This window comes from Streptomyces sp. WMMC1477 (genome assembly GCF_027460245.1).
GTDB lineage: Bacteria > Actinomycetota > Actinomycetes > Streptomycetales > Streptomycetaceae > Streptomyces.
Window position 1 is genome coordinate 2,165,609 of the sequence record NZ_JAPZBD010000003.1, and the last position, 24,558, is coordinate 2,190,166.

Sequence of the window (24,558 nt, forward strand, 5' to 3'; positions counted from 1 at the left end):
CGGCGAGCCCGGACCCGGACACGGCGGTCGGCGCGGCTCGCCGGGGGCGGGCGCGGTGTCAGCCGAGGAGGCGGACGTCGCGGACGGCGCCCTTGTCGGCGCTGGTGGCCATGGCGGCGTAGGCGCGCAGGGCCTGGCTGACCTTGCGCTCGCGGGCCTTGGGCGCGTAGACGCCGCCGAGAGCCTCGCGGCGGGCGGCCAGCTCGGCGTCGGACACCTTCAGCTCGATCGTGCGGTTCGGGATGTCGATGGCGATGCGGTCGCCGTCGTGGACGAGGGCGATGGTGCCGCCGGCCGCCGCCTCCGGGGAGGCGTGGCCGATGGACAGGCCGGAGGTGCCGCCGGAGAAGCGGCCGTCGGTGACCAGGGCGCACTTGGCGCCGAGGCCGCGGCCCTTGAGGAACGCCGTCGGGTAGAGCATCTCCTGCATGCCGGGGCCGCCCTTGGGGCCCTCGTAGCGGACAACGACGACGTCGCCCTCCTTGACGCGCTTGTTCAGGATGGCGTCGACGGCGTCCTCCTGGGACTCGACGACGACGGCGGGGCCCTCGAACGTCCATATGGACTCGTCCACGCCCGCCGTCTTCACGACGCAGCCGTCCTCGGCGAGGTTGCCGTGGAGGACGGCGAGGCCGCCGTCGGCGGAGTAGGCGTGGGCGGTGTCGCGGATGCAGCCGTTCGCCGCGTCCAGGTCCAGGGTCTCCCACTGCTCGGACTGCGAGAAGGCCGTGGCCGAGCGGACGCAGCCCGGGGCGGCGTAGAACATCTCGGTGGCCTCCGGGGAGGGGGCGCCTCCGCGGATGTCCCACTCCTTGAGCCAGTCGGCCAGGGAGGGGCTGTGGACGGCGTGGACGTCCTCGTGGAGGTGTCCGGCACGCTGGAGCTCACCCAGGATGGCGGGGATGCCGCCGGCCCGGTGGACGTCCTCCATGTGGTAGTTGCCGTTGGGGGCGACCTTGCAGACGCAGGGGACGCGGCGCGAGACGGCGTCGATGTCCGCCATGGTGAAGTCGAGCCCGGCCTCCTGGGCGGCGGCCAGCAGGTGGAGGACGGTGTTGGTGGAGCCGCCCATCGCGACGTCGAGGGCCATGGCGTTCTCGAAGGCGGCCCGGGAGGCGACGTTGCGCGGCAGGACCGTCTCGTCGCCCTCGTCGTAGTAGCGGCGGGCGACGTCGACGACGGTGCGGCCCGCGGCCTCGTACAGCTCCTTGCGGGCGGTGTGGGTCGCGAGGACGGAGCCGTTGCCGGGGAGGGCGAGGCCCAGGGCCTCGGTGAGGCAGTTCATGGAGTTGGCGGTGAACATGCCGGAGCAGGAGCCGCAGGTGGGGCAGGCGGCTTCCTCGATGCGCTCCAGGTCCTCGTCGGAGACGGTGTCGCTGACGGCCTCGGACATGGCGTGGACGAGGTCGAGATTGCTGCGCACGGTGCCGTCGACGAGCGTCGTCTTCCCGGCCTCCATGGGGCCGCCGGAGACGAACACGACGGGGATGTTGAGCCGCAGGGCCGCCATGAGCATGCCGGGCGTGATCTTGTCGCAGTTGGAGATGCAGATCAGTGCGTCGGCGCAGTGCGCCTCGGTCATGTACTCGACGGAGTCGGCGATCAGGTCGCGGGAGGGCAGCGAGTAGAGCATGCCGCCGTGGCCCATGGCGATGCCGTCGTCCACGGCGATGGTGTTGAACTCGCGCGGGACGCCGCCGGCGGCCTTGATGGCCTCGGAGACGATCCGGCCGACGGGCTGGAGGTGGGTGTGCCCGGGGACGAACTCGGTGAAGCTGTTGGCCACCGCGATGATGGGCTTGCCGAAGTCCTCGCGGGCTACGCCGGCGGCGCGGAGGAGGGCGCGGGCGCCCGCCATGTTGCGGCCGTGGGTGACGGTGCGGGACCTCAGCTCGGGCATTGGGCTCCACTCCCTGCGTCGGGTGATGGGTGACGGTGCCGGGTGACCCTGCGGTCACCGGCCTTCGAGCGTACGCCGCCCCGCCCATGATCCGGACACCGGCGTCACATGATGAGACGGTGCGCCGGGGCGGGACTCGGCCCCGCGGTGTCAGGGCCGGCGGGCGGCGGCGCCGAGGTGGAGACGGGTGAAGGCCAGCGCCTCCGCCAGGTCAGCCTCGCGTTCGGCGGAGGACATGGCCCGCCGCGTGTTGACCTCCACGACGACGTGACCGTCGAAACCGCTGGTCGCGAGGTGGTTCAGCACCTCGGCGCAGGGCTGCTCGCCCCGCCCGGGGACGAGGTGCTCGTCCTTGGCCGAGCCGGTGCCGTCAGCGATGTGGACGTGGCCGATCCGGTCCCCCATGCGGCCCAGCATGGCGAGGGTGTCGCTGCGGGCGGTGGCGGTGTGGGAGAGGTCGAGCGTGAAGTGCCGGTAGTCGTCGTTGGTGGGGTCCCAGTCGGGCGCGTAGGCGGCCATCTCGCGGTCGCGGTAGCGCCAGGGGTACATGTTCTCGACGGCGAAGCGGACGTCCGTCTCGTCGGCCATGCGCTCGATGCCCCGCACGAAGGCCCGCGCGTAGCCGCGCTGCCAGCGGAACGGCGGATGGACGACGACGGTGGAGGCGCCGAGCCGCTCGGCGGCCGCTCTGGCCCGCTGGAGCTTCGTCCACGGGTCGGTGGACCACACCCGCTGGGTGATCAGCAGGCAGGGGGCGTGGACGGCGAGCACCGGCACGCCGTGGTGGTCCTCCAGGCGGCGCAGGGCGTCCACGTCCTGGCTGACCGGGTCCGTCCAGACCATGATCTCGACGCCGTCGTAGCCCAGCCGTCCGGCCATCGCGAACGCCGCCGCCGTGGTCTCGGGATACACCGAGGCCGTCGACAGCGCGACCTTGATCCCGGCGCCGCCGGGTACGGCCTGATCGTCTCGCAGCACGCGCCCAGGGTACGGGGAGGCAGCCGGGGCGGGACGTGGCCTGGATCACGGTACCGCGCCGGGCCGCGGGCGGACGCGGCTCAGCCCCCACGGCGCGGGGCCGTGGGGGCTGAGCTCAGGGGTCACTCGCGGTGATCACCGCCGGGTGTCGCCGGGGCTGATCAGAACTGGAGGCTCCAGGCGTCGATGTAGCCCTGGTCCCACGAGTAGTTGTCGGTCACCCGGAGCTTCCAGGTGCCGTCCGCGGCCGAGGACGAGGCGTCCACGGTGTAGGTGGTGTTGATGTCGTTGCTGCTGCCACCCTCGCCGTGGTCCTTCAGGACGACGGCGGAGCCGTTCGGGGCGACGAGCTCGACCTTCAGGTCACCGATGTAGGTGTGCTTGATGTCCACGGCCACCTTCAGGTCGGCCGGGGCGTTGCCGCCGACACCGCTGACGGAGATCGGCGACTCGACCGTGCTGTGGTCGTTGATGTCGTAGTTGTTCGTGTTCTCGAAGCTGTCGCCCGGGTCACCGGGGTCGCCCGGGTCGCCCTCGCCGACCTGGAGCAGCAGGTTCGGGGTGCCCGACGGCACGCCGCTGAGCTTGTTCTGCGCGGCGGCGGACTCCAGCGCGGAGTCGACCTGCGTCGGGGTGTAGCCCGGGTTGTCACCGAGCAGCAGGGCGGCGGCACCGGCCACGTGCGGGGAGGCCATCGAGGTGCCGGAGATGGTGTTGGTGGCCGAGTCGCTGCCGATCCACGCTGAGGTGATGTTCGAGCCCGGGGCGAAGATGTCCAGGACCGACCCGTAGTTGGAGAACGAGGAGCGGGCGTCGCTGCTGGTCGACGAACCGACCGTCAGCGCCTCCGTCGTCCGCGCCGGGGAGTAGTTGGCGGCGTCGGCGTTGCTGTTGCCCGCCGCCACCGCGTAGGTCACACCCGCGGCGATCGAGTTGCGCACCGCGTCGTCGACGCTGGAGCTGGCGCCGCCACCGAGGCTCATGTTGGCCACGGCCGGAAGCTGCGCGTTGTCCGTCACCCAGTCCACACCGGCGATGACGCCCGAGTAGGAGCCCGAGCCGCCGTCGTCGAGGACGCGGACGGAGACGAGGTCGACGTTCTTGGCCACACCGTAGGTGGAGCCGCCGACGGTGCCGGCGACGTGGGTGCCGTGACCGTTGCCGTCCTCACCGTCCTCGCCGAAGGCGTCGAAGCCGAAGCTGGCGCGGCCGCCGAAGTCGTTGTGGCTGTGGTTGATGCCGGTGTCGATGATGTACGCCGTCACGCCGGAGCCGGCGGTGTTGGAGTACGTGTAGCTGTTGTCCAGCGGCAGGTCGGGCTGGTCGATGCGGTCCAGGCCCCAGGTGGGGTTGGTCTGGGTGTCCGCGAGCTGGACCTTGGCGTCCTGCTCGACCTTCGCGACGTGCGGGTTGGCCGCGAGCTTCTTCGCCTGCTTCTCGCCCAGCTCGACGACGAAGCCGTTGAGGGCCTCCTCGTAGACGTGCTCGATGTCGGCACCGTACTTCTTGGCGATGTCCTTGCCGGCCTTGGTCTCGGCGTCCGGCGCACCCGCCTTGAGGGTGACGATGTACTGGTCCTTGATCGCACCAGGGGCATCGGCGCCCATGATGACGCCCGTGGGCTCGTCGGCCGCGATCGCGGGGTAGGCGGCACCGACGCTGAGGGCGACGGCGGTCGCGGAGGTCACCGCGACCGCTGACCATCTGCGCTTGGGGGAACGCATGACTGTCATGAAGGGTCCTGTCCGTTCGAGGATGTAACGGGCCTGTCGACGCGGACATGTCATCCACGCAGCGCCGACCCTCCACCGGCGAACAGGCGTTAGGCAAGTGGTTCACATGAGTTTTTCCTCGCGGACACATGCCGCGAACCCGCCCCGCCGACCGCATCGCGGGGCCCTCGTTCCGATTTCCGGAGATCTGTTACTGCAGGTCATGCGGCGATCAAGTCGGCTTCACGCGCGGGAAGTTGACGCGCGTAGCGAGCCCCGCACGATCTTGAAGTTTTTTTCACCCCGAGCGGGCGCGAGGTGACGCCGCGTCAGCCGGAGCGGCACGCGGCGCACGCCCGCACGGCCCCGGCGGTGCGGGCGGCAGCCGTGCGGGCGGCGGCCCGGCGGGGGGGCGCGGCGGGCGGTGGGCGGCGTGGCCCGGCGGGCAGTGGGCAGCCGGGCGCGGCGGGCGGTCACACCGAGCGCAGCAGATCCAGCCGGCGCAGGATCACACCCTCGCGCAGCGCCCACGGACAGATCTCCAGCGTCTCCACCCCGAAGAGGTCCATCGCCCCCTCGGCGACGAGCGCCCCGGCCAGGAGCTGGCGGGCCCGGCCCTCCGAGACCCCGGGCAGCTCGGCGCGCTGCTCGGCCGTCATCGTGGCGAGCCGCGGCACCCACTCCTCCAGCGACGTGCGGCTCAGCTCCCGCTGGACGTACAGCCCCTCGCCCGAGCGGGCCGCCCCGCCGAGTCGGGCGAGCTGCCGGAACGTCTTCGACGTCGCCACGACGTGGTCGGGGGCGCCCAGGCGGCTGAAGGTGCCCACGACGCGGGCGATCTCGGTCCGGACGTGGCGGCGCAGCGCCCGCACGTCGTCCGGGTCCGGCGGGTCCCCCGGCAGCCAGGACGCGGTGAGCCGGCCGGCGCCCAGCGGCAGGGAGACGGCGGCGTCCGCCTCCTCGTCGAAGCCGCAGGCGATCTCCAGCGAGCCGCCGCCGATGTCGAGGACCAGCAGCCGCCCCGAGGACCAGCCGAACCAGCGGCGCACCGCGAGGAACGTCAGCCGCGCCTCGTCCGGGCCGGAGAGGACGCGCAGCCGGACTCCGGTCTCCTGCGCGACCCGCCCCAGCACGTCACCGTCGTTCGAGGCCTCCCGCACGGCGGAGGTCGCGAACGGCAGGAGGTCCTCCACCCCCATGTCCTCGGCGACCTCCAGCGCCTCCTTGACGGTGGCGACCAGCCGTTCCACGCCCTGCGGGGTGATGGCCCCGTCCTCGTCGAGCAGTTCGGCGAGCTTCAGCTCCGCCTTGTGCGAGTAGGCGGGCAGCGGACGGGCACCCCCGTGCGCGTCCACCACCAGGAGGTGAACGGTATTCGAACCCACATCGAGGACACCGAGTCTCATGAGGAAGAACGCTAACGCGCCGGCCCCGGTGGTCGCGCCCCGTGCCCGTACGCTGGAGTCGTGAGCAAGACGAACGCGAAGAAGTCGGGCAAAAGCCGGAAGGCCGGCGGGAACATCGGCGGCGAGCAGCGTCGGGCCATGGGCGAGGAGGTCGACCTCGACCACACGCGGGCCTGGGTGGAGTTCCCCGACCCGGCCGACGAGGATCAGGTCTTCCGCTGCGACCTGACCTGGCTCACCTCCCGCTGGGGCTGCATCTTCGGCAACGGCTGCCAGGGCATCCGGGCGGGGCGGGCCAGCGACGGCTGCTGCACGCTCGGCGCGCACTTCTCCGACGAGGACGACGAGCGCCGCGTCACCGAGCACGTCGAGCGGCTGACGCCGGAGGTGTGGCAGTTCCACGACGAGGGCATCCGCTCGGGCTGGACCGAGGTCGACGAGGACGGCGAGCGCAAGACCCGGCGCTACGGCGGGGCCTGCATCTTCAACAACCGCCCCGAGTTCCCCGGCGGCGGAGGCTGCGCCCTGCACCTGCTCGCGCTGCGCGAGGGGCGGGAGCCGCTGGAGACCAAGCCGGACGTCTGCTGGCAGCTCCCGATCCGCCGCGACTTCCAGTGGGTGGAGCTGCCGGACGGCGAGCAGAGACTCCAGGTCTCGATCGGCGAGTACGACCGGCGCGGCTGGGGCGCGGGCGGCCACGACCTGCACTGGTGGTGCACCGGGGCACCGGCGGCCCACCAGGGCGCGGACCCCGTCTACGTCTCCTACCGGGCCGAGCTGACCGAGCTGATGGGCAAGGACGCCTACGACCGGCTGGTGGAACTGTGCGAGACCCGGCTCGCCGCCCAGCTCCCCCTCGCCCCCCATCCCGCGGACCCGCCCCGCCCCTGACCGGCCCGAGCGGCCGGTCAGGCCGGGCCGCCGACCGCCGGGCCGCCGGCCCGGCGGTTCGGCACCGCGGGAGCCCGGCCACGGGAACCCGGCACGGGCGGAGCACCGAGCGGCACGAGAGGCGACGCCAGGCGCCATGCCCCCGGGGAGCGTCACGCGGAGCCGCCGGGGACCGGCGGGGTCTCGGCGAACCGCCGAGACCCCGCCGCCTCCCGCTCCCCATCCCTGCGAGCCATTCACCCCGAAAAAGCCTTGATGTCCGAATTAAAGCCATCGACTCCAGAGGCGGATGCCTGAATTCAAATGTCGGATTTGCCAGACTATGTGAATAGGCGTGGTGAGCGTCACACGGAAAGTCGACCGCTGGGCGCAACCACGTGGCGACCGCCATACGGCCTTCGACAACTCCCCGGAAAAAAGGCCCTCTTACACATCGCCCCTCACCTTCCCTCTCACACACGGAAAAGGCACAGACGCGTTCTGTTGCAGAATTCCTCATGATCGTCGGTTGGGCGCCAAATGTCGGTATCCCTGCTGCTTGTCCCCGGCGAAATCCCTGTGTTTATGTGTGTCCGCTCCCGACCCACCTGGGGGGAGTCCCGACCCGGACGCCGAATCCTGCCGCCCGGGCCATGGGGTAAAGCACCACGTCACCGCGGCAGGAGCGGGGGAACCAGGTAAGCCGCCGGACACGGGTTTCCGTGACCGGCTTGGGGTGAAGCCACGCCTCTCGAAGCGCCGTGCCACATACGGCACCAGCGGGCCCCGAGGGCCTTTCGAGGGAAATGGCCGGGCAACTCTCGCCCGAATCCGACAGCTCACCTCGCAGGCGTAGGAGAGGACACCCCTATGTCTCGTGGCCGCCACCGCCGCGCCCGCACCGCCCTCAACACCCGCAGCGTTTCCCGGCTTTCCCTCGCCCTGACGATCGGCACCGCGGGCTTCGCCATGCCGCTGGTCGCCGCCGGCACCGCGCAGGCCGCCCCCACCTCCGTCGTGCAGAAGCCCGCCGCCGCGCCGCAGGCCAAGGCCGAGGCCGAGAGCCACACCGTCGTGTCCGGCGACACCCTGCACGGCATCGCCACCGACCACGAGGTCGAGGGCGGCTGGGAGGCCCTGTACGAGGAGAACGAGGAGACGGTCGGCACCGACCCGAACCTGATCCTCCCCGGCCAGGAGCTGACCATCCCGCAGGCCGAGGCGCGCGGCACCGAGGACCGGGCCGACCGTTCCGCCGAGCGCACCGTCGCCGCCAAGAGCTACACGAACAACCTGGACGGCTGGATCCGCGAGGCCCTGGACATCATGGCCGAGCACGGCATCCCGGGCACCTACGAGGGCATCCACCGCAACATCATCCGGGAGTCCAGCGGCAACCCGAACGCCATCAACAACTGGGACATCAACGCCCAGCGCGGCACCCCGTCCATCGGGCTGCTCCAGGTCATCAAGCCGACCTTCGACGCCTACCACGTCGCGGGCACCCCGCACGACCAGTACGACCCGGTCGCGAACATCGTCGCCGCCTGCAACTACGCGGCCGACCGCTACGGTTCGATCGACAACGTCAACGGCCCGTACTGAGCCGACCGACGCGCACGCACGCTGCCGGCCACCGCCCCCGCGGTGGCCGGCAGCGGCCGTTTCCGGTCCCGTTGCCCGGCCGCGGCACCGGGCGTAGCGTCCAGACATGGTGGACGCCGTGCGCGAGACGGAACGCAAGTACGAGGCCGCCGACGACATCGAGCCCCCCGACATGCGGGTGCGCGGGGTCGGCTCCGTCGTCGACGCGGGGCGGCAGCGGCTCGACGCCGTGTACTACGACACCGCCGACGGACGGCTGGCAGCCGCCGGGATCACCCTGCGCCGCCGGACGGGCGGGTCGGACGACGGCTGGCACCTCAAGTTCCCGGTCGGGCCCGACGTCCGCGAGGAGATCCGGGCGCCGCTGGCCCCGGAGGTGCCGCGGGAGCTGATCGCGCTCGTGCACTCCCGGGTGCGGGAAGCGCCGCTCGTGCCGGTGATGGAGCTGGTCTCCGAGCGCCGGGCCCGCGGCCTGCGCGACGCCGAGGGCACGCCGCTCGCCGAGGTGTCGGTGGACCACGTCCGGGCCCGACGCCCCTCCGGGGCCGCCGGGCGCCCGGCGCGGTGGACCGAGGTCGAGGCGGAGCTTGCGGCGGACGGGCGGCCGAAGCTGCTGGACCGGATCGAGAAGCGGCTGCTGGCCGCCGGGCTGCGGCGGGCCCGGGCGGCCTCCAAGCTGGAGCGGGCCCTCGCGGAGACGGCCCCGGAAGAAGCGCCCTCCGGGAGCGCCCCCGAGCCTGCGGCGCCAGCGCCGGGGACGGCCGGGGCGTGCGTGCTCGACTACGTCCGGGAGCAGGTCGAGGCCCTGGTCGCGCTGGACCCGGCGGTGCGCCGCGACGTGCCCGACTCGGTGCACCGGATGCGGGTGGCCACCCGGCGGCTGCGGAGCTGCTTCCGCTCGGCCTCCCCCGTCCTCGACCGCGCCGTCACCGACCCGCTGGGCGAGGAGCTGCGCCGGCTCGCCGCCGGGCTCGCCCAGGACCGTGACCGCGAGGTGCTGGCGGAGCGGCTCTCCGGGCGGCTGGCCGAACTGCCGCCCGCGCTGCGGCTCGGTCCGGTCGCCGACCGCCTGCGGGCGGAGGACCGGGCACGGCGGGGCGGCTCACGGACCCGGGCGATCGAGGTCCTCGACGACCCGCACCACCTCGTCCTGCTGCGCGAGCTCGACGAGCTGCTGGCCGACCCGCCCTTGCGGCCGGCCGCCGAGCGCCCCGCACCCGAGGTCCTCGCCCGCGTCCTGCGGCGGGACGTCGAGCGGCTGGACGCCCGCGTCGGCCGGGCCCTGGAGCTCCCGCCGGGCGACGAGCGCGACCGCGCGCTGCACGAGGCCCGCAAGGCCGCCAAGCGGGCCCGCTACGCGGCCGAGGCGGCCCGTCCCGCGCTGGGCAGGCGGGCCAAGCGCGCCGCCCGGTCCCTGACGTCCGTGCAGAAGCTGCTCGGCGAGCACCAGGACAGCGTCGTGGCCCGGCGGGCACTGCGCGAGCTGGCCCTGCGGGCGCACACGGCCGGGGAGCCCTCGTTCACCTACGGCCTCCTCCACGCGCGGGAGGCGGCCCTCGCCGAGGGGTACGAGCGGGAGCTGCCACGGCTGTGGCGCTCGGTGCACGGGCGGCTGCCGGGCTGAGCCGCCCCAGCGCCCCGGCCGGGCTCGGCCCCGGCTCAGCCCGGGGTCGAGGAGGGTTCCGTCGAGGGCTCGCCGCTCGGGTCGCCGGAGGGCGGGGGGTCGCTCGGCCCGGGGTCCTGCGGGGGCTCGGAGGGCCCGGGGTCAGGTGCCGCGCCCTCCCCCTCGACGGTGACGACGGCGTCGGCCGGGGCGATGTGGATGCGGGCCGACCAGGTGCCGGCGGGCTCGGCGTCCCGGTCGACGGTCACCCTGACGGTGGCCGACTCACCCGGTCGCAGGGTTCCGGAGGTGTGGCTGAGCCGCAGCCAGGCGGCGTCGGTGGAGGCGGACCAGGAGACCGGGGAGCCGCCCGGGTTCCGCAGCGTGATCACCGTGGCCCCGTCCGCGGTGCCGGCCTCCACGGTGAGGCGGGAGGGCGCCGGGGCCGTCGTCGCACCGCCGTCCGGCCCCGGGGAGGGGGACGGCTCGGCGGGCGTGCCGCCCGGGTCAACGGGGTGGTCGGCGGCGTCCTCTCCGGGGTGCTCGCCCCGCTCGTCGGACGTCACGGTGACCGCGGGACGCCCGTCGCCGGAGCGGCCGCCCGGACCGAGGTCGCCGTGGGAGTGCTCCCCGTCCGGCGGGTAGCCGCGGGCGCCGTCCTCGTCCTCGGCCTCCACCGCCGTCACGGTGGCCTCCTCGCGGGCCTCGCCGGTCAGCGGGGCGCCGCGGTAGGCAGCCCACACGGCGAGCACGGGCGCGGCGATGACGGTCGCGACGACGGTGGTCGTGACGGCCCGGCTGCGCAGCTTCTCGCGGCGTGCGGTGCGGTCGCGGTCGGCGAGCGGGAAACCGCGGCGGTCGAAGCGGGGCGCGTGCAGCAGGCGGGCCCGCTGGGCGAGCAGCAGGGCGGCGTGGACGGCGGGACGCGGGGCCACCAGCAGCGGCAGGCTGCCGGTACCGGTGGGCGCGGTGCCGGGCCAGGGCCCATTGGCGGCGAGCCGTTCGGCGCTGCGGCGGCAGCCGGGGCACTCGTCGACGTGCCGGACGAGCTCCCGGCACAGGGCGGTGCTCAGGCGCAGCTCGCCCTGCCGGCTGCCGGCCGCGATCGCGGCGACGGTCGGGCAGCCGCCGGTGGCGACGACGGCGAGCGCGGCCCGGGTGCGCTCGACCTCGCAGGCCCCGCTGGACAGCAGCTCCCGGGTGACGGCGGTGGGGCGGGCGAGCACGGCGGCCACCTCGTGGACCGGCAGCCGGTGCCGGACGGCCAGCTCCAGCGCCTCGCGCTGCTCGGGTGCCGTGCCGGCGGCCTCCGGCCAGGCGAGCGCCCCCAGTTCGCGGCGCCGGCGCTCGGCGGCCCGGGGGGAGAGCGGCTCGGCCGGCACGGCGTGGGCGTTGGCGTTGAGCCGGCGCAGGCAGGACCAGCGGGCGAGGGCGTAGAGCCAGGGCCGGTGCTGCGCGGGGTCGGTGGGCGCGCGGTCGCGCAGCCGCTGGCGTTCGGCGACGGCGAGGGCCTCGCCGAGGGCGGCGGTGGCGGTGTCGTGCTCGCACATCACGGACAGGCAGTAGGTGAACAGCCCGTCCAGGTAGGCGTCGAAGTGCGCGGGCGGCCTGAGCCCCCTCCGCTCCCCGGATTCCCCGGGGTTCCCGGATTCCCCGGGCTTGCCGCGTTCCCGGGACTTCCCGCGCCCGCCGGGCCTTTCGGACCCCCCGGAGGCAGGGTCGGCAAAACGTTCGGCCGTACGCATCGGCATGGGCTCTCCCGTGCCCTCCCCGGCGCGTTTCCGCGCGGCCCGCTGCTCCCGCTGGGGGACGACGCGGTGGGCGCCCGTGCCGGGCCGTCCGGCGTGCCGGCCGGACGACGCGGCACGCCGGGCGCGCGGCGCGCTGCCGGTGTCGGGGTGCTGCTCGCGCCTGCTCGTCATCATCCGGCGACGGTAGGCGGCGCGCGGGGGCGCATTCCGCCCGCGCACCCGGGATTCGCCCGGACGAGTGACGATCTCACTCGAACGAGAACGGCCTCACCCGCCCGGGTCCCCCGCGTGCGGGACGCCTGGCCGGTCGGTCTGTCGGAACGCGCCGCTACGGTGAGCGCATGGCTGCCCGCAAGTCCTCCGCGAAGGACCGCCCCACCTACCGCTGCTCCGACTGCGGCTGGACGACGCCCAAGTGGCTCGGCCGCTGCCACGAGTGCCACGCGTGGAACACGATCGAGGAGACGGGCGCGGGCAGCGGCGGCGTCCGGACGACGGCTCCGGGCCGGGTGACGTCGCCGGCGCTGCCCATCGGCCGGGTGGACGCCCGCCAGGCGGCGGCCCGCTCCACCGGCGTGCCCGAGCTGGACCGGGTCCTGGGCGGCGGTCTGGTGCCGGGTGCGGTGGTGCTGCTCGCGGGCGAGCCCGGCGTCGGCAAGTCCACGCTGCTGCTGGACGTGGCGGCGAAGACGGCCTCGGAGGGCCGGCCCACGCTCTACGTCACCGGTGAGGAGTCCGCGGGCCAGGTGCGCATGCGGGCGGACCGCATCGGCGCGCTCGACGACCACCTCTACCTCGCCGCCGAGACGGACCTCTCCGCCGTGCTCGGCCACCTCGACGACGTCAAGCCCGGCCTGCTGATCATGGACTCGGTGCAGACGGTGGCCTCGCCGGAGATCGACGGCGCGCCCGGCGGCGTCGCCCAGGTGCGGGAGGTGGCCGGGGCGCTGATCCGGGCGTCGAAGGAGCGCGGCATGGCCACGCTGCTCGTCGGCCACGTGACGAAGGACGGCGCGATCGCCGGGCCCCGGCTGCTGGAGCACCTGGTCGACGTCGTCCTGCACTTCGAGGGGGACCGGCACGCCCGGCTGCGGCTCGTGCGCGGGGTGAAGAACCGGTACGGGGCGACGGACGAGGTGGGCTGCTTCGAGCTGCACGACGAGGGGATCACCGGGCTGGCGGACCCGTCGGGCCTCTTCCTCACCCGGCGCGACGAGCCCGTTCCCGGCACCTGCCTCACCGTGACGCTGGAGGGCCGCCGTCCGCTCGTCGCGGAGGTGCAGGCCCTCACCGTCGACTCGCAGATCCCCTCCCCGCGCCGCACGACATCGGGCCTGGAGAACTCCCGGGTGTCGATGATGCTGGCCGTGTTGGAGCAGCGCGGCCGGATCAACGCGCTGGGCAAGCGCGACATCTACAGCGCCACCGTCGGCGGAGTGCGGCTGTCCGAGCCCGCGGCCGACCTGGCGGTGGCCCTCGCGCTGGCCAGCGCCGCGATCGACACGCCGCTGCCGAAGAACCTGGTGGCCGTCGGGGAGGTCGGGCTCGCCGGGGAGGTGCGGCGCGTCACGGGAGTGCAGCGGCGGCTGTCCGAGGCCGCGCGGCTCGGCTTCACGCACGCCCTCGTTCCCTCGGACCCGGGCAAGGTGCCCTCCGGCATGCGGGTTCTGGAGGTCGCGGACATAGGCGAGGCACTGCGGGCGCTCCCCCCACGACGCTCCGAAGCCTGACGAACGGGGCCGCCGGTAGACTTTGCCCTGGTCTCGACCGCACGTACGCACGACCCGACGAAGGAACCGCCGGAACCAGGCACGACCGAAGGAGCGCCGTGGCACCCATCGACCGGGCCGGAGCGGCCGACAAGCTGCTGCGCGCCTCGCTGAGCGCGGTGGCGCCCGGCACCGCCCTGCGCGACGGCCTGGAGCGCGTCCTGCGCGGGAACACCGGCGGGCTCATCGTCCTCGGCATGGACAAGAAGGTCGAACCCCTGTGCAGCGGCGGCTTCGTGCTCGACGTCGAGTTCAGCGCGACCCGGCTGCGTGAGCTGTGCAAGCTCGACGGCGCGCTCGTGCTGGACAAGGACATCACCAAGATCGTGCGGGCCGGGGTGCAGCTCGTGCCGGACGCCTCGATCCCGACGGAGGAGACGGGCACCCGGCACCGCACCGCCCAGCGCGTGTCCATCCAGACGGGCTTCCCCGTGGTCTCCGTCAGCCAGTCCATGCGGCTCATCGCCCTCTACGTGGGCGGGCAGCGCCGCGTCCTGGAGGACTCCGCGGCCATCCTGTCCCGGGCGAACCAGGCGCTGGCCACCCTGGAGCGGTACAAGCTGCGGCTCGACGAGGTGGCGGGCACGCTCTCCGCGCTGGAGATCGAGGACCTGGTGACGGTCCGGGACGTCTCCGCCGTCGCCCAGCGGCTGGAGATGGTGCGCCGGATCGCCACGGAGATCGCCGAGTACGTCGTGGAGCTCGGCACGGACGGGCGGCTGCTGTCCCTCCAGCTCGACGAGCTGATCGCGGGCGTCGAGCCGGAGCGCGAGCTCGTCGCGCGGGACTACGTGCCCGAGCCCTCCGGCAAGCGCGTCCGCACCGTGGAGGGGGCGCTGACCGAGCTGGACAGGCTCACCCACTCCGAGCTGCTGGAGCTGCCCACCGTGGCCCGCGCACTGGGCTACAGCGGCGCCCCGGAGACGCTCGACTCCGCCGTCTCCCCGCGCGGCTTCCGCCTCCTGGCCAAGGTGCCGCGGCTGCCGGGCGCCGTCATCGAGCGGCTCGTCGAGCACTTCGGCGGGCTGCAGAAGCTGCTGGCCGCGAGCGTGGACGACCTCCAGACGGTCGAGGGCGTCGGCGAGGCCCGGGCCCGCTCCGTCCGCGAGGGCCTCTCGCGTCTGGCCGAGTCCTCCATCCTCGAGCGGTACGTCTGAGCCGTGGCCGAGCCGAACCCCGCCGGCCCCGCCTTCCTGCTCCTGCACGGCTGGCAGCACCACCGGCCCGAGGGCCACTGGCTGCGCCGGCTGGCGGACGAGCTGGCGGCCCTGGGCCACGACGTGGCCTTCCCCCAGCTCCCCGACCCGGACGCGCCCGACCCGGGCACGTGGCTCGCCGAGCTCGACCGGCACCTCGCCGCGGCGGCGGGCCGGGAGCGGGTCGTCGTCTGCCACAGCCTCGGCTGCCTGCTGTGGCTGCGGGCCGCCGCCCGCGGCCACGGCACGGCCCTGGCCCACCGGGTCCTCCTCGTCGCCCCGCCCGCCTCCGAGGTGGCCCTCGGCCACCCGGAGATCGCGGCCTTCGCCCACCCGGCGGTGACGGCGGACGCCGTGGCCGCCGCGGCCCCGCAGGGCACCCGCCTCGTGGGCTCCGACGACGACCCGTACTGCCCCGGCGGCGCCGCCGCCGTCTTCGGCGAGCCGCTCGGCATCGACACCGACACGCTGCCCGGCCAGGCCCACCTGGACCTCGACGCCGGCTACGGCCCCTGGCCCGACGCCCTGCGCTGGTGCCTGGACCCCACGGTCCGCCTCGGCCCCCGCCCGACCCCCTGACCGCCCACGACCGGACCGACCGCCCGGCACCAGCGCCGCCCCGCACCCGACCGGGCCGGGCACAGGATGTCGGGTGCGGCGCCCCGCGCCCTTCCTAGCGTGGTCGGCGCAAGGGAAGGAGATCGACGTGCTGGAGCGGCTGAACGAGGCGCTGGCGTACATCGAGTCGCGGCTCGGTGGGCGGATCGACACGGCGGAGGCCGCGCGGATCGCGCTGACGTCGGAGTACCACTTCCGGCGGCTGTTCTCGGCGCTCGCGGGCATGCCGCTGTCGGAGTACGTGCGCCGCAGGCGGCTCACCGTCGCGGGCGCCGAGGTGCTCGCCGGGGAGCGGACGCTGCTGGAGATCGCGGTGCGCTACGGCTACGGCTCGGGCGAGGCGTTCGCGCGGGCGTTCCGGGCCGTGCACGGCGTGGGCCCCGGTGAGGCCCGGCGGACCGGTGCGGCGCTGGCCGCCCAGCCACGGATGTCCTTCCGCCTCGTCGTCGAAGGGAGTGGCAGCATGCGCTATCGGATCGTGGAGAAGGACGGGTTCCGGGTCGTGGGCAGGAGGGCGCGGGTCCCCCTCGTGCACGAGGGGCCGAATCCGGCCATCGGCGCCTTCATCCGGAGCATCGGCCAGGAGACGCTGCGGGAGCTCGCCGCGCTGTCCGACCAGGAGCCGGCCGGGATCGTGGGCGTCAGCGACGGCCTGGACCCGACGCGGGCGGAGGGAACCGAACTCGACTACTACCACGGTGTGGTGACGGGGGCTCCGACTCCCGGGGGCTGCGAGGCGCTCACCGTACCGGCCGGGGCGTGGGCCGTCTTCGAGAGCTCCGGACCGTTCCCGCAGGCGCTGCAACACCTGTGGCGGGACGTGTTCACCCAGTGGTTCCCGTCCAACCCGTACCAGAGCCGTCCGGGGCCGGAGATCCTGCGCACGGAGCTGTCCCCGGACGCGGCACGGGCCGACGCCGAGCTGTGGGTTCCCGTCGAACGGGCGGCGGAGTGAGGCCGCGGGCTCAGTCCTTGGCGAGGACGAAGGAGGTCTGGGCGGTGCCCAGGCCGGGTGCCTTCACCTCGGCGAGGTAGGTGCCGGGGGTGGCGGCGTCGCGGGAGCTCTTCGGGCAGTCGGGGGCGCTTCCGCGGCGGTCCCACTCGATGGTGTGGTCGGCCTTGTCACGGGCAGGGACGCGTAGTTGGGCGGTGTCGCCGCCCTCGGCGCAGTGGTCGGAGGACCAGACCGTCTCGTCCTCGTCGCCCGCGAGCGTGATCGTGACCACGGCCTGCCCGGGGCCGACGGCGACGCGGCAGTCGGAGCCGCCGGAGTTGTCCACGGTGAGGCGCAGCCGGGGGCGCTCCCCGGGGGCGTAGGTGTTCTCGACGGCGACGAGGCTGAGCCGCACCTGGCCCGAGGTGCAGGCCGGGAGCCCGGCAGTGCCGCCGTTCCCGCCGCCCGAGGGGCCGCCGCCCGGCTCGTCGTCGCCGTTCTTGGCGCCGTCCCCGCCGGCGCCCCCCTCGTCGGGGCCCGCGCCCGAGCCGCCGTCGGAGCCCGAACTCTCCCCGTCGGAGCCGTCGTCGGCCTCGTCCCGGCCGCCGGGGCGGGTGTCGTCCCGGGACTCCGTGCTGCTCGGGCCCGGCGTGATGGAGCTGGCGGCGCGCTGGTCGTCCCGGCCGGTGTTCGCCTGGCCGCGGGTCTCGCCGTCGCCACCGCCCAGGTTGAACATCCACACGAGCAGCAGGAGGAGGAGCGCGACCACGGACGCCGCGACGACCCTCCGTCGCCAGTAGATGGAGGAGGGGAGCGGCCCGACCGGATTGCGCAGTGATCCCACGCCGGAAACCTTACGAGACATCAGCCGTCCGCCGGGACGCACCCGCCGCCCAGCACGTCAACTTTTCGTATCAAAGGTGGCCGGGCGCCCGTGTGCGCGCTCCCCCGCATGCCGCAAAGCGTTGCGCGGGTGGCGTCAACGCCGCGCGGCGTTTCCGGCACCGGGCCCGGCATGCCAGGATCGTGGGTGCCATGACTGCTACCACCGAGCACTCCGCGACCGTGCTGCACGGTCCCGTCATCGACTGGTTCGACGCCCACGCCCGGGATCTGCCCTGGCGGCGTCCGGAGGCGGGGGCATGGGGGGTGATGGTCAGCGAGTTCATGCTCCAGCAGACCCCCGTCAACCGGGTGCTGCCCGTGTACGAGCAGTGGATGGAGCGCTGGCCCCGCCCGGCCGACCTGGCGAGGGAGTCGCCGGGCGAGGCGGTGCGGGCCTGGGGGCGCCTGGGCTACCCGCGCCGGGCGCTGCGGCTGCACGGGGCCGCGTCGGCCATAGCGGAACGGCACGGCGGCGACGTCCCGTCCGAGCACGCGCAGCTCCTCGCGCTGCCCGGGGTGGGCGAGTACACGGCCGCCGCCGTGGCCTCCTTCGCGTACGGACGGCGGCACGCGGTGCTGGACACCAACGTGCGCCGCGTCTTCGCCCGCGCCATCAACGGCTCCCAGTACCCGCCGGGCGCGACGACGGCCGCCGAGCGGAAGCTGGCCCGGGCGGTTCTGCCGGAGAGCGAGGACGTCGCCGCGCGCTGGGCGGCGGCGACGATGGAGCTGGGCGCGCTCGTGTGCACCGCGCGCTCCCCGCGCTGCGAGCGGTGCCCGATCGCCGGGAACTGCACGTGGCGGCTGGCCGGTTCCCCGCCCCACGAGGGGCCGCCGCGCCGCGGGCAGACCTACGCGGGGACGGATCGCCAGGTCCGCGGCAAGCTGCTCGCCGTCCTGCGGGAGGCGCCGGGCGCGGTGCCGCAGGCGGCGCTGGACGCCGTGTGGGACGACGCCGTGCAGCGGGCCCGGGCCCTGGACGGGCTGGTGGCCGACGGGCTGGTCGAGCCCCTGCCCGGCCCGGCCTACCGGCTGCCGCGCGGGTGACCGACGGGGCCGCCGACGGGTGACCGACGGGCGGCGCCGGGGCCCGCTCCGGCGCTGTTACAGAACCGATGGGTGCCCGTGCGGCGGCCGTGCGGTCGTCAGCGGGGTGCCGCAACACCGTCTCCCTACCTTCGTGGCAGATCGGGGAAACCGATCGGCGAGCCGGCCACGAGGAGGCGACCCAGTGACGCTGCCCCCCGAGGAGACCTGCGAGTCCCCCGAGATCTCCGAGGTCCCCGAGTCCTTCGAGGCCTACGTGCGGTCCCGGCAGGAGGCGCTGCTGCGCAGTGCCCGCCGGCTGGTGCCCGATCCGGTGGACGCCCAGGACCTCCTGCAGACGGCCCTGGTGCGGACTCTGGGAAAATGGGACGGGATCGAGGACAAGTCGCTGGCCGACGCCTATCTTCGCCGTGTGATGATCAACACCCGGACCGAGTGGTGGCGGGCCAGGCGCCTGCAGGAGGTGCCGACGGACGCGCTGCCCGAGGTGGCCAGTGACGAGGACCGGTTCGGGCAGCACGCCGACCGCGCGCTGCTGATGGACATCCTGTCGGTGCTGGCGCCCAAGCAGCGCAGCGTCGTGGTCCTGCGGCACTGGGAGCAGATGAGCACGGAGGAGACGGCCGAGGCGCTCGGGATGTCCACGGGGACGGTGAAGAGCACGCTGCACCGGGCACTGGCCCGGCTGCGCGCGGAGCTGGAGAGCAGGGAGCAGGAGTGGCAGCGGGTTCGGGAGCCGCGCCCCGCGGTCTGCGCGGCCTGAGGGCGCCGGCCGCGTGGGCGGTCGTCACCCTGTTTCCGCTCGTCTTCGTCCTGAGCGGCTGCGCGGCCGGTGACGGGGTGCGGATCGAGGAGTCGGCCACGGCCCGGGAGGGCACGGAGGCGAAGGCCAGCCCGCTGCCCGCGGTGACGCCCCGGCCGAACGAGGCCGAGCCCGACGAGGCCTCACCGTCCGCACCGGACGCCACGCGGGACGGGGAGACGCCGACCGCCGGGGCGCCCGTCTCCCCGCCGGGGGCGCGGGGCGAGGTGGAGATCGTCTCGCTGCTGCGGGCGGACCCGGAGGTGAGCCACGACGTCAAGGCGGGGCTGGCGCCCTGCGTGGAGGACGCGTGGCCCATCCAGGTCACGTCCGCGGACCTGACCGACGGGGAGGCGGAGGACCTCGTCGTGAACGTCTCGGCCTGCGCCGACGGCAAGGGCGTGGGGGCGTACGTCTACCGGCAGGGGCGGGCCGGCGAGTGGGTCAACGTGTTCGCCGACGAGGAGCCGACCGTCTTCGCGGAGCCGACGAGGGAGGCGCTGCTCGTCCACACCCAGGTCTATCTGGACGTCGATCCGATGTGCTGCCCTTCCGGGGAGGACATCGCCACCTACGAGTGGCGCAAGGACGGCTTCGCCGAGCGGGACCGCACCTACAAGGAGTACCCGAGAGCCACCGAGAGCGGCGGCGACACGGGCGGAGAGGGCTGAGCGAGACGGTGGCCGAGACACACGTGCTGTTCGTCGAGGACGACGACGTCATCCGCGAGGCCCTGCAGCTGACGCTGGAGCGGGACGGCTTCGCGGTGACGGCGGTGCCCGACGGGCTGGCCGGGCTGGAGGCGTTCCGCACCAGGCGGCCGGACATCGCCCTGCTCGACGTCATGGTGCCGGGGCTGGACGGGGTGAGCCTGTGCCGCCGCATCCGCGACGAGTCCACCGTGCCGGTGATCATGCTGTCCGCCCGGGCCGACTCCATCGACGTCGTCCTCGGTCTGGAGGCGGGCGCGGACGACTACGTCACCAAGCCGTTCGACGGCGCCGTGCTGGTCGCCCGCATCCGCGCGGTGCTGCGCCGCTTCCAGCACTCCCGGGCCGCCGTCGGCGCCGCCGAGCCGCCCGCCGAGTCCGCGGACCCGGCCGGACCGGTGGACGGGATACTGCGCTTCGGCGACCTGGAGGTCGACACCGACGGCATGGAGGTCCGCCGGGACGGCGCACCCGTGCCGCTGACCCCCACCGAGATGCGGCTGCTGCTGGAGTTCTCCACCGCGCCGGGCTCCGTGCTGTCCCGGGACCGGCTGCTGGAGCGGGTGTGGGACTACGGCTGGGGCGGTGACACCCGCGTCGTCGACGTCCACGTACAGCGGCTGCGGGCGAAGATCGGCCAGGCCCGCATCGAGACCGTGCGCGGCTTCGGCTACAAGCTGAGGGGCTGACGGGCGGCCGTGCGTGCGTTCCGGGCCGGGCTGCGGTGGAAGCTGAGCGGCGCCATCGCCGCCGTCAGCGCGCTCGTGGCCCTGCTGCTCAGCCTCATCGTCCACAACGCCGCCCGGGTCACGATGATCAGCAACAGCCGGGACGTGCAGGACGAGCGGCTGCGCTCGGCGGAGCGCATCTACGAGCTCAACGAGCGGCTGGCGCTCGGCGCCCAGCTCAACGACCCGGAGCTGCCCGAGCCGCTGCGGCTCGCCGTCCAGGAGGGCGAGCGGGCCACGTACGTGAGCGACAACGGCGACGACGCCCCCGACGTGTGGGCGGCCACCGAGCTGCCCGGCGGCGGCGTCCTCTCGCTGCACTCCCGCTTCACCGACCGCTACTCGGTCCTGGCCGACCTCGACCGCACGCTGGTCGTGGGCGCCGGGACCGTCGTCGTCGGCAGCACGGCGCTGGGCGTGCTCGTCGGCGGCCAGCTCTCGCGGCGGCTGCGGAAGGCGGCCACCGCGGCGGGACGGGTCGCGGCCGGGGACGCGGAGGTGCGGGTGCGGGACGCCATCGGCGGCCGGGGCCAGGACGAGGCCGACGACCTGGCCCGGGCCATCGACGCCATGGCCGACGCCCTCCAGGCCCGGCTCGACGCCGAACGCCGCGTCACCGCCGACATCGCCCACGAGCTCCGCACCCCCGTGACCGGCCTGGTCACCGCGGCCGAGCTGCTGCCGCCCGGACGTCCCTCCGAACTGGTGCGCGACCGGGCCCAGGTCCTGCGCACGCTGGTGGAGGACATCCTGGAGGTGGCCCGGCTGGACGGTGCGGCGGAACGCGCCGAGCTGCAGGAGATCGCGCTCGGGGAGTTCGTCGGCCGCCGGGTGCGGGCGCTCGACCCCGAGGCCGTGGTCGAGGTCTTCGGGGACGCGGTGGTCACCACGGACCCGCGACGGCTCGAACGCATCCTGGGCAACCTGCTGGCCAACGCCGGGCGCCACGGGGCCCCGCCCGTCGAGGTCACCGTCGACGGGCGCCGGGTGCGGGTCCGTGACCACGGTCCCGGCTTCCCCGCCGAGCTGCTGGTGGAAGGGCCGAGCAGGTTCCGCACCGGTTCCACCGACCGGGCCGGACGGGGCCACGGGCTCGGGCTCACCATCGCCGTCGGCCAGGCCCGGGTGCTGGGCGCCCGGCTGACGTTCCGCAACGCCGAACCCGGCGCCTCCGCCACCCTGCACCTGCCCGCCAGCGCCCCCGTGGGCGGCGCCTGATGCGGCTACGCTGAGCTGGACCGGCCGAAGGCTCAAGGGAGTTGGCAAGGGGGTTGAGTGGAACCGACGACGCTCGGCATGCGGGTCGCCGCCGGTGCCGTCACACCGCTCGTGCGGAAACTGCTGGTGCGGCGCGGCCCGGGCGCGGGCCTCGTGGACCAGCCCGTCCGCATCGGCGGCTGGCTCTCCTTCCGCGGCGAGAAGCGCACCCTCGACCCCGGGGACCTGGCCCGGCTGGCCGAGGAGGTCGTCGCCCGGTACGCGAAGGCCGCGGGCCCGCACGACGCGCCCGCGCCGGAGGTGCGGCGGGAGGTCGCCGACGCCCTCGCCCACGCCCTGGGCCGCCTCGGCGAGCTGGACATGGACGACGTCCAGGCCGTCCGGCTCGGCCCCGGAGAGCTGGCCGCCCGCGTCGGCCGCCCGGAGCACCTCTCCGCCGGGGCCGACGCCCTGTTCGGGCCGCTCCTGCACACCGTGTGCCTGCACGTGCTGAACTTCTTCACCCAGAACTCCACGTTCGTCGCCCGCACCGCCGTCGAGCAGTCCGCCCGGCTCGACCGGATCGCCTCGACGCTGGAACTGCTCGCCGAACGCGTCCCCGACCGTACCGCCGCCGACGCGCGCTTCGAGGAGGAGTACGCCGCCCACGTCGCCCGTCGGCACAGCGAGCTGACGATCTACGGGCTCGACCTCCACCACACCCGCGAATGGCCCCTGGACACCGCCTACATCTCCCTGGAGGCCGAGGCGGGCGGCGCCCCGCTCCCGGCCGAGCGCGCCCTGCACGGCACCGAGCGGGTACTGCTGCGCGGCGCCGCCGGGTCCGGCAAGACGACGCTCCTGCAGTGGCTCGCCGTCACCACGGCCCGGCAGGACGGCGAACGGCTCGCCCGCCTCCCCCACCTCGTCGGCCGGGTGCCCTTCGTGCTGCCGCTGCGCCGCGTCCTACGCGACGGCCAGCCGCCCACCCCGGACCACTTCCTGCACGCGGCCGGCAGCAGCCTCGCCGGTGAGCAGCCCGACGGCTGGGCGGTCGGCGTGCTGCGCGCCGGGCGCGGCCTGCTCCTCGTCGACGGCATCGACGAGATCCCCGAGACCGAGCGCGGCGCCACCCGCCGCTGGCTGCGCGAGCTCCTGGCCGACTTCCCCGGCAACCTGTGGCTCGTCACCTCCCGCCCCTCGGCGGTGGAGAACGACTGGCTGGCCCGCGACGGCTTCGCGGAGCTGGCCCTCTCCCCCATGGGCCGCGCCGACGTCGCGGCCTTCGTCCAACGCTGGCACGAGGCCGCCGAGGCTCCGCCCGAGCTGGCCGACGCCCTGCTGGGCCTGGTCCGCACGACGTCCGACCTCGCCCGGCTCGCATCCAACCCGCTCATGTGCGGCCTGCTGTGCGCCCTGCACCGCGAGCGCCACGGCTTCCTCCCGCACAGCCGCAAGGACCTCTACGAGGCCGCGCTGTCCATGCTGCTGGAGCGGCGCGACGTCGAACGGGCCATCCGGGACGACGCGCTCAGGCTGTCCAAGGACTCCTCCGTCGTCCTGCTCCAGAAGCTGGCCCACTGGATGCTGCGCAACGGCCGCGCCGAGATGGACCGCGCCGACGTCGTCGCCCAGCTGGAGCGCACGCTTCCGCAGATGGCCCACATCACCGCCACGCCGGAGGGGGTCTACCGCCACCTGCGCGACCGCTCCGGGCTGCTGCGCGAGCCCGCCGCCGACCGCGTCGACTTCGTCCACCGCACCTTCCAGGACTACCTGGCGGCCAAGGCCGCCGTGGAGGAGGGCGACTTCCCCCTCCTGCTGGACAACGCGGACAAGACGCAGTGGGAGGACGTCCTGCGCATGGCCGTCGCCCACGCCCGCCCCGCCGAACGCGCCCGGCTGCTGCGGGGGCTGCTCAGCGGGCCACCGGACTCGGAGTACGCGGAAGATCACCACTACCGCGAGCTGCTCGCGGCGACCTGCCTCCAGGAGGCGACCGAGCTGGACCCAGCCGTGCGGGAGGAGGTCGAACGCCGCCTGCGTTCGCTCGTCCCCCCGCGCGACCTCGCCTTCGCCCACTGGCTGGCCGACGGGGTCGGCAGTCCGCTGGTGCTCGGGCTGCTGCCCGGCCCCGAGGGCCTGGACGACGAGACCGCGCTCAACGTCGTCATCACCGCTTCCAGCTTCACCGAGGACGCGGCACTCCCGGTGCTCGCCCGCTACCGGAGCCACCCGTCGCTGGGCGTGCGGCGCCAGCTCGCCTGGGCCTGGCACCGGTACGACACCCGGCAGTACGCGCGCGAGGTCATCGCGCACCTCGCCGAGGACGAGCTGTACTTCACGGTGGCCTCCGTCGAGCACCTCAAGGCCCTACGGGATCTCGGCGGCCGCTCCCGCGTCCATGCCGCGTACGTCCACGAGCCGGAAGACCTGGTGGCCCACGTTCCGGCGGAACGACTGACCCACCTGTGGCTCTCCACGGGGTGGTCCGCCGGGCTCGACATGTCCTGGCTGGGCGCCTTCCCCCGGCTGCGCACGCTGGTGGTGCCGGAATGGCCGCCGGAGGTCGTGGAGAGGACGCTCCCCTCAGCCCTCAAGGTGAAGGTGTCGCGCAACGTGGTCTCCCCGTAGAGCCCGCTCCCCGCGCCCCCAGGGGCGCGGGGAACTGCGCGAACGGCCACGACGCACCCGCAGCTGCGGTGCGCGTACAGGCGCGGGGTCCGGGGCGAGGCCCCGGGAAACGGCGAAAGGGTGGGGCTGGGGCCTGCACACCCGGCTCAACCGGACGAGGCGGCGGGAGCATAGGGGCGTAGCCCCGGGAACGCCGCGGCCCCGGCACGGGAA

Annotated in this window: 19 protein-coding genes and 1 riboswitch; of the genes, 13 read left to right on the forward strand and 6 right to left on the reverse strand. The window is 74.5% G+C overall.

All coding sequences use genetic code 11. The annotated features are described in order from the left end of the window. Positions 1-58: 58 nt before the first annotated feature. The 4 genes from ilvD to O7609_RS09935 all read right to left on the reverse strand — a co-directional run bounded on the left by ilvD (position 59) and on the right by O7609_RS09935 (position 5,996). Positions 59-1,900: a dihydroxy-acid dehydratase gene (gene ilvD / locus O7609_RS09920; protein WP_269743434.1), complete on the reverse strand. Its 1,842-nt coding sequence runs from the start codon at positions 1,898-1,900 to the stop codon at positions 59-61. A gap of 150 nt (positions 1,901-2,050) precedes the next feature. Next, on the reverse strand, positions 2,051-2,875 hold the full coding sequence (locus O7609_RS09925) for a sugar phosphate isomerase/epimerase family protein (RefSeq protein ID WP_269737099.1): 825 nt from the start codon (positions 2,873-2,875) through the stop codon (positions 2,051-2,053). 164 nt (positions 2,876-3,039) lie between these two features. Next, a complete protein-coding gene (locus O7609_RS09930; protein ID WP_269743435.1) occupies positions 3,040-4,611 on the reverse strand; it encodes a S8 family peptidase in 1,572 nt (523 codons plus the stop codon). Positions 4,612-5,063: 452 nt separating this feature from the next. Then, positions 5,064-5,996 carry a Ppx/GppA phosphatase family protein gene (locus tag O7609_RS09935; RefSeq protein WP_269743436.1) on the reverse strand — a complete coding sequence of 311 codons (933 nt, stop codon included), beginning with the start codon at positions 5,994-5,996 and terminating at the stop codon, positions 5,064-5,066. A 138-nt stretch (positions 5,997-6,134) separates the two neighbouring features. On the opposite strand from O7609_RS09935, the gene O7609_RS09940 reads away from it, so the two are divergent. The 3 genes from O7609_RS09940 to O7609_RS09950 all read left to right on the forward strand — a co-directional run bounded on the left by O7609_RS09940 (position 6,135) and on the right by O7609_RS09950 (position 10,095). After that, complete coding sequence (locus O7609_RS09940; RefSeq protein WP_269744336.1) at positions 6,135-6,887, forward strand: hypothetical protein; 753 nt, start codon at positions 6,135-6,137, stop codon at positions 6,885-6,887. A gap of 633 nt (positions 6,888-7,520) precedes the next feature. Next, positions 7,521-7,732, forward strand: a riboswitch (cyclic di-AMP (ydaO/yuaA leader). Between the two features lie 4 nt (positions 7,733-7,736). Further along, positions 7,737-8,471: a LysM peptidoglycan-binding domain-containing protein gene (locus O7609_RS09945; protein WP_269743437.1), complete on the forward strand. Its 735-nt coding sequence runs from the start codon at positions 7,737-7,739 to the stop codon at positions 8,469-8,471. Positions 8,472-8,577: 106 nt separating this feature from the next. Then, complete coding sequence (locus O7609_RS09950; RefSeq protein ID WP_269743438.1) at positions 8,578-10,095, forward strand: CYTH and CHAD domain-containing protein; 1,518 nt, start codon at positions 8,578-8,580, stop codon at positions 10,093-10,095. A 35-nt stretch (positions 10,096-10,130) separates the two neighbouring features. Here the strand turns inward: O7609_RS09950 and O7609_RS09955 are convergent, their stop codons facing one another. Continuing rightward, positions 10,131-11,999 (reverse strand): BACON domain-containing protein, encoded by a 1,869-nt coding sequence (locus tag O7609_RS09955; RefSeq protein ID WP_269734578.1) that lies wholly within the window; start codon positions 11,997-11,999, stop codon positions 10,131-10,133. Positions 12,000-12,166: 167 nt separating this feature from the next. Between O7609_RS09955 and radA the strand changes: the two genes are divergently transcribed. The 4 genes from radA to O7609_RS09975 all read left to right on the forward strand — a co-directional run bounded on the left by radA (position 12,167) and on the right by O7609_RS09975 (position 16,363). Beyond that, complete coding sequence (gene radA / locus O7609_RS09960) at positions 12,167-13,555, forward strand: DNA repair protein RadA (protein ID WP_269743439.1); 1,389 nt, start codon at positions 12,167-12,169, stop codon at positions 13,553-13,555. 137 nt (positions 13,556-13,692) lie between these two features. Then, positions 13,693-14,751 carry a DNA integrity scanning diadenylate cyclase DisA gene (gene disA / locus O7609_RS09965; RefSeq protein WP_269737100.1) on the forward strand — a complete coding sequence of 353 codons (1,059 nt, stop codon included), beginning with the start codon at positions 13,693-13,695 and terminating at the stop codon, positions 14,749-14,751. A gap of 3 nt (positions 14,752-14,754) precedes the next feature. Further along, positions 14,755-15,369 (forward strand): RBBP9/YdeN family alpha/beta hydrolase, encoded by a 615-nt coding sequence (locus tag O7609_RS09970; RefSeq protein ID WP_269734580.1) that lies wholly within the window; start codon positions 14,755-14,757, stop codon positions 15,367-15,369. A 127-nt stretch (positions 15,370-15,496) separates the two neighbouring features. Beyond that, complete coding sequence (locus tag O7609_RS09975) at positions 15,497-16,363, forward strand: AraC family transcriptional regulator (protein ID WP_269734581.1); 867 nt, start codon at positions 15,497-15,499, stop codon at positions 16,361-16,363. Positions 16,364-16,373: 10 nt separating this feature from the next. On the opposite strand, the gene O7609_RS09980 is transcribed toward O7609_RS09975, so the two are convergent. Next, complete coding sequence (locus tag O7609_RS09980) at positions 16,374-17,186, reverse strand: hypothetical protein (protein ID WP_269743440.1); 813 nt, start codon at positions 17,184-17,186, stop codon at positions 16,374-16,376. Positions 17,187-17,377: 191 nt separating this feature from the next. Here O7609_RS09980 and O7609_RS09985 point away from each other — a divergent pair, with 191 nt between their 5' ends. The 6 genes from O7609_RS09985 (at position 17,378) to O7609_RS10010 (ending at position 24,345) form a co-directional block, all read left to right on the forward strand. Continuing rightward, positions 17,378-18,274, forward strand: a complete 897-nt coding sequence (locus O7609_RS09985; RefSeq protein WP_269734583.1) for an A/G-specific adenine glycosylase — start codon at positions 17,378-17,380, stop codon at positions 18,272-18,274. A gap of 184 nt (positions 18,275-18,458) precedes the next feature. Then, on the forward strand, positions 18,459-19,037 hold the full coding sequence (locus O7609_RS09990) for a SigE family RNA polymerase sigma factor (RefSeq protein ID WP_269734584.1): 579 nt from the start codon (positions 18,459-18,461) through the stop codon (positions 19,035-19,037). After that, entirely contained in the window at positions 18,992-19,747 is a 756-nt protein-coding gene (locus O7609_RS09995; RefSeq protein ID WP_269734585.1) for a hypothetical protein, read from the forward strand. Before O7609_RS09990 ends, O7609_RS09995 begins: the two co-directional genes overlap by 46 nt. An 8-nt stretch (positions 19,748-19,755) precedes the next feature. Continuing rightward, the gene (cseB, locus tag O7609_RS10000) at positions 19,756-20,475 is read left to right on the forward strand and encodes a two-component system response regulator CseB (protein ID WP_269734586.1); all 720 of its coding nucleotides are present in this window, start codon (positions 19,756-19,758) and stop codon (positions 20,473-20,475) included. A 9-nt stretch (positions 20,476-20,484) separates the two neighbouring features. After that, positions 20,485-21,732, forward strand: coding sequence for a sensor histidine kinase (locus O7609_RS10005; protein ID WP_269734587.1), 1,248 nt, complete (start codon positions 20,485-20,487; stop codon positions 21,730-21,732). A gap of 57 nt (positions 21,733-21,789) precedes the next feature. Next, positions 21,790-24,345 (forward strand): NACHT domain-containing protein, encoded by a 2,556-nt coding sequence (locus O7609_RS10010; RefSeq protein WP_269743441.1) that lies wholly within the window; start codon positions 21,790-21,792, stop codon positions 24,343-24,345. Positions 24,346-24,558 lie beyond the last annotated feature (213 nt).